The organism is Candidatus Albibeggiatoa sp. nov. BB20 (assembly GCA_016744725.1).
Lineage (GTDB): Bacteria > Pseudomonadota > Gammaproteobacteria > Beggiatoales > Beggiatoaceae > Albibeggiatoa.
The window spans coordinates 1-10,998 of the sequence record JADGDW010000149.1; the positions used below are offsets into that span (position 1 = coordinate 1).

The 10,998-nt window shown below is 38.7% G+C and carries 7 protein-coding genes; 3 read left to right on the top strand and 4 right to left on the bottom strand.

Translation table 11 applies throughout. The features are described from left to right. The first annotated feature begins 277 nt into the window (after nt 1-277). Nucleotides 278-3,190 (top strand): insulinase family protein, encoded by a 2,913-nt coding sequence (locus ABXH34_RS14775; RefSeq protein WP_353572656.1) that lies wholly within the window; start codon nt 278-280, stop codon nt 3,188-3,190. A 63-nt stretch (nt 3,191-3,253) separates the two neighbouring features. Further along, complete coding sequence (locus tag ABXH34_RS14780; RefSeq protein WP_353572657.1) at nt 3,254-3,508, top strand: hypothetical protein; 255 nt, start codon at nt 3,254-3,256, stop codon at nt 3,506-3,508. Between the two features lie 33 nt (nt 3,509-3,541). On the opposite strand, the gene ABXH34_RS14785 is transcribed toward ABXH34_RS14780, so the two are convergent. Beyond that, nucleotides 3,542-4,495, bottom strand: coding sequence for an Rpn family recombination-promoting nuclease/putative transposase (locus ABXH34_RS14785; RefSeq protein ID WP_353572658.1), 954 nt, complete (start codon nt 4,493-4,495; stop codon nt 3,542-3,544). A gap of 252 nt (nt 4,496-4,747) precedes the next feature. On the opposite strand from ABXH34_RS14785, the gene ABXH34_RS14790 reads away from it, so the two are divergent. Beyond that, nucleotides 4,748-6,544: a caspase, EACC1-associated type gene (locus ABXH34_RS14790; RefSeq protein ID WP_353572659.1), complete on the top strand. Its 1,797-nt coding sequence runs from the start codon at nt 4,748-4,750 to the stop codon at nt 6,542-6,544. Nucleotides 6,545-6,602: 58 nt separating this feature from the next. On the opposite strand, the gene ABXH34_RS14795 is transcribed toward ABXH34_RS14790, so the two are convergent. The 3 genes from ABXH34_RS14795 to ABXH34_RS14805 form a co-directional block, all read right to left on the bottom strand. Then, nucleotides 6,603-7,472, bottom strand: coding sequence for a 1-aminocyclopropane-1-carboxylate deaminase (locus ABXH34_RS14795; protein WP_353572660.1), 870 nt, complete (start codon nt 7,470-7,472; stop codon nt 6,603-6,605). A gap of 9 nt (nt 7,473-7,481) precedes the next feature. Next, the gene (gene coaBC / locus ABXH34_RS14800) at nt 7,482-8,687 is read right to left on the bottom strand and encodes a bifunctional phosphopantothenoylcysteine decarboxylase/phosphopantothenate--cysteine ligase CoaBC (protein ID WP_353572661.1); all 1,206 of its coding nucleotides are present in this window, start codon (nt 8,685-8,687) and stop codon (nt 7,482-7,484) included. Between the two features lie 204 nt (nt 8,688-8,891). Further along, a partial coding sequence (locus ABXH34_RS14805) for a methyl-accepting chemotaxis protein (RefSeq protein ID WP_353572662.1) occupies nt 8,892-10,998 on the bottom strand: 2,107 nt, incomplete at its 5' end.

Consider the following 10,998-nt stretch of genomic DNA (forward strand, 5'->3'; position numbering starts at 1 on the left):
AATCGGTTTTTTATTCATTATAATGTTTGAATATTGAGGATGACTCATATATGAGTATAAACTGCTGTCGTGTGTTGTTATAGTTGTTTTATTTTAAAGTGATACAGGACTGGCAGTCCTCAATTTTAAAACTGATTGATATTTAAAGTATAAAAGGACTGCCAGTCCTAATACATAAACCAGAATTGACTATAATACTAAATAAACGATGCTCTTGAATTGCTTAGCTCACAAACACATAATAAGTCCAATCCGCCATAAAAATTAGGAAAATTGAATGAGTCACCCAGCGTTTAAGCCTGTTCGTACCGTTGATATGCCCAATTTAAATGTTGAATATCAAGAATATGAACATAAAAAAACGGGCGCACGCCACATTCATTTAGCTTCTGAAGACACAAACAATGCCTTTCTAGTGGCTTTTTTAACTGTGCCTCAAGACTCAACAGGGATTGCACATATCCTAGAACACACAACCTTATGTGGCAGTCAGCGTTATCCTGTGCGTGACCCTTTTTTCATGATGATTCGCCGTTCATTACACACTTTTATGAATGCGTTCACTAGCAGCGATTGGACAGCCTATCCATTTGCCACCCAGAATAAAAAAGACTTTACTAACCTATTGCAAGTGTATTTGGATGCGACTTTTTTCCCAAACTTGGATGAGCTGGATTTTGCACAAGAAGGGCATCGTTTAGAGTTCGCTGAAAAAGAAAATTCTGATTCGGAATTAGTATACAAAGGGGTGGTATTCAATGAAATGAAAGGGGCAATGAGCTCGCCATTACGTCAAGTCCATCAGACAGTGCAATCGCATTTATTCCCTACCACAACTTATCACTACAACAGTGGTGGTGAACCGTCAGATATTCCTGATTTAACTCATGCACAGCTTAAGCGATTCCACTCGACACACTATCATCCGTCCAATGCCGTGTTTATGACTTATGGCAATTATAATGTAGACCAGCATCAAGACATGTTTGAAAAGTATGCATTGCAGCATTTTGATAAAATCGATACCGCTCATTTAAAAATTCCAAAAGAACAACGTTTAACTGAGCCTAAAACAGTTGAAGCACATTACACCTTTGATGAGGAAAATACGGATAATAAAACCCATATTTTGTTGTCATGGTTGCTGAATAATAGCAGTGACATTCGTGAAGCGATTAATGGACATTTACTATCAGGTATTTTGCTTGATAACAGCTCATCACCATTGCGTTATGCTTTGGAAACCTCTTCGTTAGGCTTATCACCGTCATCTTTATCAGGTTTTGATAGCAATACATTTGAATCTAGCTTTGCGTGTGGCTTAGAAGGTTCAGAAGTTGAACATGCGGACGAAGTTGAAAAGTTGATTATGGGCGTATTGCAAGATATTGCTGATAACGGCGTGCCACAATCATTGGTTGATTCTATGTTACATCAAATAGAATTACATCAACGTGAAATCACAGGTGGCGGTTTTCCTTATGGTTTACAGCTCATGTTACAAGGTTTATCAATGGCCTTATATGATGGTAATCCTGTTTCTGCATTAGATATTGATGCTGTTTTAGAAGAATTACGCAAAGATTGCCAAAATCCTGATTTTATTCCAAGCTTAGTCAGACGTTATTTACTGGATAATCCACACCGTGTGCGCGTCACGATGTCACCTGATCGTACATTGTCAAAACAGCAGCTTGAACAGGAACAGACTCGTTTAGCAGAGATCAAGCAACAATTAACTGAAGAGCAAAAAGCGCAGATTTTACAACGCGCACAGATTTTAGAGGAACGCCAACAGCAGCAAGATGATCCTGAATTATTACCCAAAGTGACATTGGATGATGTGCCGACAGATATTCCTATTTTGGAAGGCACAAGCCAAACAATTGCGAATTTACCTATGACGTGGTTTACCAGTGGCACAAATGGCATGGTTTATCAGCGCATTGTGATTGATTTACCGCAGTTTGAACCTGAATTGTTGGATATTTTGCCTTTATTCTGCGATTGCCTGACTGAGTTAGGTTATGCCGATAAAGATTACCGTCAAGCTGCAGAATGGCAAGCCTTGGTCACAGGTGGATTGGGTGCTAGTTTATCAGTACGTGGTTGTATTGATAATGTACAAAAAGTTCGCGGCATTTTCTCATTGTCTGGCAAAGCTTTAGCGCGAAATCAACAACATTTAGTCCAATTGCTTTATGATACATTGACTCAAGCTCGATTCGATGAATTAGAGCATTTACGCGAGTTAATTAATCAAATTCGTAGCGATATGGATAACAGCATCACCGATCGTGGACATGTTTTAGCCATGACGGCTTCAACCAGTACTTTGAGCCCGTGCAGTGCTTTAACCCATCGCTGGCAAGGTTTAGTCGGGATTCAATTTATTCGACAATTAGATGAATCATTGAAGCAAGATGATGCGTTGCAAGCTTTTGCGGATAAATTAAAACAGATTCAAACCATTTTGCTCAATTCTCCAAGTCAATTACTTGCCATTGGTGATGATGAACATCAGGCAGACATGCAAGCTAATTTGGCCACGGTTTGGAAAGAGTTTAAGAATCAACAACAGATTGAACCATTGCACCCAACGGCTTCATTGCAGCAAATTAAACAAGCGTGGGCGGTGAATACTCAAATCAATTTCTGCGCTAAAGCTTATCCAGCAGTCAATCCTGCTCATGCTGATGCGCCTGCGTTGATTGTGTTAGGGGTATTTTTACGCAATGGTTTCTTGCATCGTACCATTCGAGAGCAAGGTGGCGCGTATGGTGGCGGTGCAAATTATCATGGTGATAGTGGCTCATTCCGCTTTTTCTCTTATCGTGACCCGCGTTTAGCTGAGACTTTGCAAGATTTTGATAATGCATTGGTTTGGTTACAAGAAACAGAGCACGAACCTCGTACTTTAGAAGAAGCCATTTTAGGTATTATTGGACAAATTGACCGTCCTGCCTCACCTGCTGGAGAAGCAGCGATCACATTTTTCAATAGTTTACATGGCAGAACGCCAGAGCAACGTCGCCAATTCCGTCAGCAGATTTTAAAAGTGACCATGGATGATTTATTGCGGGTGGCGAAAACTTATTTGCATCCTGAAAAAGCCAATATAGTGGTGGTGAGTAATGCGAAAAATCTTGAAGGTATTGCTGATTTAGGGTTGGAGATGTTGAGCTTATAAAATATTGAAGTGTGTATGCTGCTGAGTGTACACACTTTAAATTCACACTTATTGGGTTACATCATGTCAGATATAAAAAAAACAAATCAAATCAGTCAAGCTGTTGACGATGAAACTCGCCCTAATTCAACTCAACAAGTTATCGAACAAAAACGCAGTACGTCTAAATTGAGTACAGGCTTAAGTGTGTTGTGGGATTTGATATGTATTCTTGATGCTATTGTTCAAGTTATTGTTTTAATTAGCCAAGTTATCTCATTCATCATCCATAGTATTAAACGGGTTATTCGCGTAATTATATCGCCTTTTTATAAATAACAATATCTCAGTGCTCATTGATAAATGATGTTCTTATGCCTCAAAGACTTGTTCTAAGGTTTCAGAACTTAAGACTTTTAAGCTCCATTGTTGTAATTGTTCGGATGGAGCATAATTGATTTTGGTTGTTGCCCAATCTGGTAATTCGCCAAAACGATGCTGCAATAGAGTGGTTAATAAATTAACTTGCCCTATTTTTTCACCTTTTTCTATTCCCAGCTTCTCGCCTTTCTCTATTCCCAGCTTCTCACCTTTCTCTATTCCCGCTTTTTCGCCATCATTCCAAGCAGTATCCCAAGCGGCTTGATTGGTTCTGTAATCCAATAGGTTTTGTTCGTAAAAGTTGTATTGCTCTTGGCTTAGGTTTGATAGTTCTGCGGTTTTAAACGCCTTTTGAAAAACAGGTTCATTTAAGATTTCTGGGATTTGGTCGAAACTGTCTAGGTTTTTGAGGAAATAAATCCATTTGTCAAAGTGGGTTTCTAATTCATGGGCTTGCTTGTTGAACAGGGGCATTTGTAAAAATTTAAAATTCAGTTTGTCGAAGAAGATTTCACCGTCTTGGTCTTTGAGCATCACGTCACGGCGGAATTTGAGTTTTTCTTCGGTTTCAGTGTATTGGAAGTCTAAGATGGCAATGAAGTAAATCGGGCTGAGTTCAAATGACCATTTGCCTTTTTCGGCTTGTTCTCGAATTGGATAGGTGACGTAGAATAGCGCACGGTCTTTGAAAAAATGGGTTTTCGCTTTTTGCATTTCGATGATGAAGCGTTCACCTGTGATACTGGTACAGGAAATATCAAAGATGGCTTTGCGTTCTATAGTGGTATTGGGTAGTTGTTCGACGTTGTTGAATTTTAAATCTGCGATTTGATGGTGCGCTGGCATTAATTGATTAAGGAAATCAATGAGCAAGTCTTTGTTGGCTTCTTCACCAAACAGTTTTTTAAAACCAAAGTCGGTATAGGGATTGAAATATTTGCTCATGATGGTGTGCCTTTTCGTTTTGCAGTTGTTCTGCTTTTAGTTTATTTATAGCAGTTTGTTCTTTGGTTTCAATGGCTTTTTCAGCTCAGCAATAATGTAAAGTATAGTGGGGCAATTTTTATAGTTTAACAATATTTTGGCGGAATTTCGGTTGGAAAGAAAACTGAGGATAAGAAATACTCTTTTTTGCATAGAGGCTTTTATTTATCCAAGTTATAATCATTTCTATCTTTTTTTAGCTTATTTTTAGTTATGGCAAAATATGCGGTTGTTATTGGAGTCAGTGATTATCCTCAAGCTACGGGTGACGGGGGGTTAAAGCCTTTGTTGCGTGCGACTAAAGATGCTGAGGCGGTTGCTGAGGTGTTGCGAGATGTTGATATGGGTGGTTTTGATGAGGTTGAGTTGTTGACTAATCCTGATAAAACCGTGATTGAAACGACGATTGAGCAGTTTTTTTCAACCCGACGTGCGAAGCAGGATGTGGTGTTATTGTATTTTTCTGGGCATGGGGTGAAGGATTTTCGTTCAGGGCATTTGTTTTTAACTGCCTATAATACGCAAAAATCTGACATTGAATTGGTTAAGTCAACTGCCATTAGTTCAGTTGCTATTCACAGTTTTTTAAAATATTGTCCTTCTAAACGCCAAGTGATTATTTTAGATTGTTGTTACAGTGGTGCATTTGCTGAGGGTTTGAATGCAAAAGATGGTGGTCAAGAGATTGATCTGGAAAGTGAGTTAGGTGGTGAAGGTCGGGCGATTTTGACTTCTTCGAGTGCGGTGGAGTTGTCTTATGAGCGTGAAGAGGGTGAGTTGTCGGTTTATACGGATTATTTGTTAGAGGGGATTAAAACGGGCAGTGCGGATAGTGATAAGGATGGTTGGATTTCTGTGGATGAGGCGCATAGTTATGCCCAGCAGCGGGTGAAGGCAGAAGCTAATGGCATGAATCCAAAGATTTATTCAAGTGAAGATGGTTATAAAATTCATTTGACTAAAGCGCCTATGACTATTGCTTTGAGTCGTTATCGAGAACAGGTTTTAAAGTATGTTAAAACAGGAAAAGGGCGTATTTCACCGATTGGTCGGAAAATTTTGGATCGGAATTGTAAGACATTCGGTATAAATGAAGCAGAAGCACAGCAAATAGAAAAAGAGGTTTTAGTACCTTATCAATATCATCAGGAAAATTTAGAGGAATATCAAGAGGCTTTAATTTATGCACTTGCACAAGCTCAGCCTATTTCTGAAGCATCTCGTATTGAATTGGATGATTTTCAAAAAATGTTAGGTTTGAGTGATGAAGACATTCAGATTATAGAAAAACAGCTTGATACACAGGTAAAGTCTCAATCAGCTCCGCAAGTTCAGAAAGAATATACTGATTTAGAAATCATTCAACAGTTAGAACAAGAAATTGGTAGAAAATTAGAGAAATTTACCAATTTTGAAAAAATTTCAGAAATAGGCTATGTACTCAATGAAAATAAGGATGTGGTTCAATTAAATTTGTCTCAATGTAATTTAAACTCTATTCCTAATGCTTTATTTAATCTTAAAAAATTAGAATTTTTAGTCATATCTGGCAACAAAGTTGAACAACTCCCAGACTCCTTTGTGCAACTGCTAAATTTGAGTGTATTAGGTTTAAGTAAAAACGAGCTAAAAGAGCTGCCAGCGTCGTTTGGGCAACTGCAAAACTTGAGTTATTTATATTTATCTAGTAACCAGCTAAAAGAGCTGCCAACGTCGTTTGGGCAACTGCAAAACTTGAGTGAATTAAGATTAGATAATAACCAACTAAAAGAGCTGCCAGCATCGTTTGAACAGTTGCATAAATTACAAAAAGCGTACCTAGATTCAAATAAAATCAGCCAATTACCAAAAGAAATCTTAAAATTAAATCTAGAAATAAAGTGGAAGACTAACTCTATCAAAAAAGGCATAGCAATAGGAGATAACCCCTTAACCTCCCCGCCACCTGAAATCATCAAGCAAGGACAACAAGCCATTCGTGAATACTTTGAGAAAGTAGAACAGAATTAAACGGATTGAAGGATGAGCAAGATTTTTTTATCTAAAGACGGGAAACCAAGTTACAATTTCAAATCATTCCTTTACGCTGATAACGCCTTAACATGCTCTCATTACCCAAAATACCACCACAATGAACATAAATAAGCTCTCCTTCCCAAACTTGTCTCAATTGCTGTGCAGCCATCCAACCCTTTGGATCATATAATAAATCAAACTCAATCTGGGTTTGCTGAGTTAATTGCTGCCAAAGTTGGTAAAACTGCGGATAAAGTTGCCCAAAATGATACTTTTTATCCGTTTCGATAATCTGTGGAACATGGGTGCAAGCAGGCTCTAACTGTTGCCATTGCTGTTGCAAATAATCAGCATCCCCGACACAAGGCGTAGTGACCACAGTTAAATCCGTATGCTTTTGCAAATACAAGGCGGTCGTACCCGTACCCGAAGGCAAAAACACGGCAAATTGCTGCGACCTGTTCTGACCCACAAATTGATTTAACTCCAACGCCAATTGCTTAATCCCCATTTCCGCCCACGTTTCAGCCGCCCCTTGAGGAATAAACAACGTATGCTCATCAAATGATTGTCGAGTCGATGGCCATTCCCGAGTTTCAATCAACTGCATTCCGCACTCTAAAGCCTGTTTTAAATTAGCGATGGGTTGCTGCTTCAAAGTTTTGGGTAATGGTTTCACATAATAAATAAACTGCCATTGCTTCAACTGAGCCAAAGCCGCCAGCGATAACATTGCATTAGACTGATTACCACCATAAGAAACCAGCGTTTGAATATGCGGCAATGCTTGAGTCAAATAATAATATAATTTTCGGGCTTTATTACCACTAAACAACGGGTGCAACAAATCATCACGCTTAATCCAATAACGTTGCTGATTAAATTGAATGGCTTGAATCGGCGACTCGGCAAAAGCTAACATCAGAAAAACCTAAGCCAAAGTAGCTTGTTGATAACATTGTGCAATCAACTCAACCAAATGATAAGCCAACTTAGTTTTAGCACCATGCGGCAAATCCTGCTGACCTTTATCCCAATACACCGTTAGCGCATTGTTATCACTCTCAAAACCCGCATTTTCAACCCCAACTAAATTAGCTGCAATCATATCCAAATTTTTACGCGCCATTTTATCTTTAGCATAGGTTTCCACGTCATGGGTTTCAGCGGCAAATCCTACCGTAAAGGGTTTATTTTGCAGATGACCAACGCTGGCCAAAATATCGGTGGTTTTGCTTAACTCGATACTCATGACATCTTTCGTTTTCTTGATTTTCTGTTCAGCCTGCTGTTGTGGGCGATAATCTGCAACGGCGGCCGTAGCAATAAAAATATCAGCGTGCTCAATATATTGCATCACAGCATCGTACATGTCTTGCGCATTATAGACATCCACAGTATTCACCTGAAGCGGTTTCGCCAAACAAGTTTGACCACTGATGAGCGTGACTTTTGCACCCATAAGCTGTGCCGCTTTCGCAATCGCATAGCCCATTTTTCCCGAACTCCGATTACTGATAAAACGTACAGGATCAATATCTTCCCGAGTTGGCCCTGCTGTCATCACAATGTGTGTGCCTGTAAGCAACTGTGGCGTAAACTGTTTGTGCAAATAATCAATAATATGAAATGGCTCTAACATGCGGCCAAAGCCATCTTCTCCACAAGCTTGCAAACCATTAGCAGGTCCAAAAAATTTGATATGACGTTGTTGTAAAGTCTGGCAATTGGCTTGAGTGGCAGCGGCTTTCCACATTTGTTGATTCATCGCAGGCGCAACCGCAATCGGTGCAGTGGTGGCAAGACATAGCGTTGACAACAAGTCATCAGCCATTCCATGAGTCAATTTAGCTAGAAAATCTGCACTGGCAGGCGCAATCAATACAATATCCGCCCAACGAGCCAATTCAATATGCCCCATAGCTGCTTCGGCCTCAGCATCAAGCAAATCAGTATAAACTTTATGTCCAGAGACCGCTTGCATCGTCATCGGTGTAATAAATTGGGTGGCGGCGTGACTCATCACAACCCGTACTTGGGCTTGCTGTTCAATTAAGCGTCGTACCAAATCAGCAATTTTATAAGCTGCGATACTACCCGTCATACCAATCAGAATTTTTTTGTTTTTTAAGTACATAGAATTTATGGAATCTAAACAGATATTGAATAAAACTAAAGTTTATACTGTCTGGTTCGAAATGCACAATAATTTGTATATCTTAAAAATGATTCAAACCATGGTTACGGTGTTTTTCTCTAATCTAACGATTTGACTGGGTTTAATCCATTTCAGAATAGGTTGCGGTTTTTTGAAAAAATCGATCCTGATTGATAAGCAAGCCTAAAACTCTTCCCACTCCTCATCATCTGGGTTTGCATTTAAACTGGCCATCTCAGAAGGCTTCGTTGGCAATAATGGTTTTCGAGACAGAAGCTGCTTGAGCCGTGCTTTTTTATCAGTAGAATTAACTTCTATTTTTTCCTGCTTAGTTTGTTTTTGAACTTTGAGTGTGTCAGCGTCTTGGTTATTGGATAAAGTCTGAACTTGAGCTGTATTGGTTGAGAAAAAACCAATGGGGATTTGCAATTGTTGTAATTGCTCTTTGAGAGATTCACTAGAAGCGGTGACTTGTTCAACTAGAGCGGAATTTTGTTGCGTCATTCCCTCCATTTGAGAAACTGCACGATTGACCTGATTAATACCGTCAGATTGTTCCTGTGTTGCATTGGCAATGTCTAAAATAATTTCACTCATTTTTAACACCGAAGTCATCACTGCTTCTAAAGTCAGGCCTGATTGATTGACCAGCTCTGTACCTTCACTAATATGGGTGATACTATTTTCAATTAACTCTTTGATTTCTTTTGCTGAACCCGCAGTACGTTGGGCTAAATTACGAACTTCGCTGGCTACCACACTAAAGCCTCTTCCCTGATCGCCCGCTCTAGCCGCTTCTACCGCCGCATTCAATGCCAGTAAATTAGTTTGAAAGGCAATCTCATCAATCGTACTGATGATTTGAGCCATTTTCTTACTGCTATTATTCACTTCTTGCATAAAATCAACCGCAATCTTAACCACTGTTTGCCCTTGTTGAGCTTGCGATTTTGCTTCAATAACCAATGATTTAGCTTGATTTGCATTGTCTGCATTATGTTGTAACATTGCGGCCATTTGTTCCATACTGGCAGCTGCTTGTTGTAATGATGCCGCTTGTTGTTCAGTACGTTGACTTAAACTGGTATTACCACGATTGATTTCATCCATTGTTTGTAATACAACTCGGGTTGAAGTTTGAATCAAATGCACAATATCCGCTAATTTGATGATCGTTGTATTCACATCATGCTTAAGCTGCTGTAATGAACCTGCATAATCTTGTTGAATACGTTGGGTTAAATCACCTTGAGCAACGGTTGTGAATGTACTCTGTAACTCTTCAAGTAAATTCAGATTATTATCTAAGGTTTGATTCACCATTTGTGCAAGTTGTAGGAAAAAGCCTTGCTTATCATCCAAGACAACCCGTTGTTTAAAATCACCTTGATTGGTAGCTTGACTGACTGTTTCAACTTCTTGCAATAATTGTTCTAAATGCTGAATGAACTCATGAACTGCATTAGAGACTTGGGCAATCTCATCTTGTTGCTGGATTTTGACTGTTTGTTCTAATTCACCTTTGGATAGCGCGTCAGAGACCTTGATTAAGCTAGATATTGAGCGAGTTAAATGATTTGAAAACCAAAAGATAAAAATACTGGAAATAATAACCGCTATCAAACTGATTCCAATAATCCAAAATACTAGAGTATAAGAGTTTTCCCGTAATACTTGCATAGGAATATTGGCTGCAACAATCCAAGGCTTCATTTTGTCATTGATCTTAATTGGCATTGCATAAGTCATCACTTCGGCATCTAAGGTTGTTGAATGGCGTTGAATGGAAAACGGTTTGCCAAGTAAAACATAATTAATTAGCATCCGATTTTGAGTTGTTTCAGCAATCAGTAAGCCAATATATTGCTCATTTTGGCTACTTATCACCATGCCTTGAGAAGAATACAATGTCATATAAGCATCATTATATTGCTGCATTTTTATCCGATTAATTTTTTCCTGAAGCGCATTTAAAAACAAATCAATATTAAGTAAACCTTTAAATTCATTTTGTTTATTTAAAATAGGGATAGTAATTGTAATAATGAGATGTTTAGTGTTATCTAATTCTCGATAATAAGGAGGAATAAAAACAGGGTTATTGGTTTGTTTTGTCTTTTGATACCAACCTTTTTGCGTATAACCATTATTAATAGACACGCTCAGCTCATTTTGATTATTTTTTGACCAATAAGGCATAAAACGCCCCGTACTATCTGTTGCTATTTTATCTTTAAATTCTATATCTTTACCATCAAAACTATTTTCTTCAAACAACAAACCCATACCC